Origin of the sequence: Pseudomonas weihenstephanensis, assembly GCF_016812185.1 — a bacterium.
Classification (GTDB): domain Bacteria; phylum Pseudomonadota; class Gammaproteobacteria; order Pseudomonadales; family Pseudomonadaceae; genus Aquipseudomonas; species Aquipseudomonas weihenstephanensis.
Map to the genome: position 1 here is coordinate 1 of NZ_JAAEBV010000020.1, position 1,196 is coordinate 1,196.

Annotated in this window: 2 protein-coding genes; both read right to left on the bottom strand. The window is 46.0% G+C overall.

Going from position 1 to position 1,196, the window contains the following annotated elements; genetic code table 11:
* Nucleotides 1-132: 132 nt before the first annotated feature.
* Nucleotides 133-495: a hypothetical protein gene (locus GYN01_RS22185; RefSeq protein WP_048403132.1), complete on the bottom strand. Its 363-nt coding sequence runs from the start codon at nucleotides 493-495 to the stop codon at nucleotides 133-135.
* A gap of 1 nt (nucleotide 496) precedes the next feature.
* A partial coding sequence (locus tag GYN01_RS22435; RefSeq protein ID WP_238936417.1) for an RHS repeat domain-containing protein occupies nucleotides 497-1,196 on the bottom strand: 700 nt, incomplete at its 5' end.

A 1,196-nucleotide genomic window follows, 5' to 3' on the forward strand; every position in this document is an offset into this window, starting at 1 on the left:
TGACACCCCCATGGGTGGTGGAGTCGCCTAGGCGGATGATGTCTTTCACATCTCAGACTTTACGATCATGAAATTAAACCGTTCACATGTATAAAGTCCTTTTGTTAAATAAAGGTCATGCTCGATCTTTATTTAACCCTTTAACTTTTCGGTGCGAATTTTAGTTAGCTCTTTCTCGAGCATTGACATGTCGGGAGGTATTTTTTTTGCAGCCTTTGATTTTAGCCAAGCGGACTCTTTACGTTTGATAAGAGTAATCCCATCTTCGGTAAAGTCATTTTTATAATAGTGACGATCGATAAGGTTTCCATTGTCATCAAATGCACTATTCGTAAGCAATCCATTGTCTGAAAAAAATCTCCTAAGAGCGATAAGCATGGTTCTAATAATGTCTTGTGATTCAAGATCAGGCACTATCTCACCGCTTTCGTTCATCACTTTGTAAGCTGAGACTGTTGACTCTACTGCTCCCCAAACTGAGTAATTATGGTTCATATCAAGGTATTCTCACGATTTCTGATACGCCGTTAACTGGAATCAAATCCTTGGTGGATCTGTCACGTATATATATACCACCCTCGGAGCGAATGTTGATTTCCTTCAATACTTGCTTGGTTTTGTCTGCCGTTGTGCTAGTCACTTCAAAAGTTTGCGCCTTGCCGTTTTCAATAACGACAGTGTCTACTCGACGCCTTTCTTCTGTTTTAGGATCTTTAACTGACTTTCCAGCAGCGTCCCGCAAATAGCATTCACATTGAATCGTCGCATTCGGATATTTCTCCTTAATCTTGGCATTAAACTCTTGATGGCGGCGATCTCCTTCGATTGCATTTTTGATCCGAACCAACCCCAGCGGATCAACCCACCCAACCGGATTCGGCGCATATGCATAAAGATTCAACCCACCCGCATAGCTGATCGGGTCTTTGCTGATAAACCGCCCAACCCGGGGATCATAGTACCGATAGCGGTTGTAGTGCAGCCCCGTTTCGTGATCGTGGTACTGCCCCTGAAATCTGATCGGGTTGGTCAGCCCCTCACGCTGCGCCCATTCCGAGCGTTGTTCTTTGACTTCTCCCCACGCTTTGTACTGCGCGCTCCAGGCGATTTGGCCGTTGGGGTCGGTCAGTTCTTGCGGCGTGCCCAAGTGGTCGCATTGGTACCAGGCCAACACGTCAATCGGTAGCGCTTGCGGG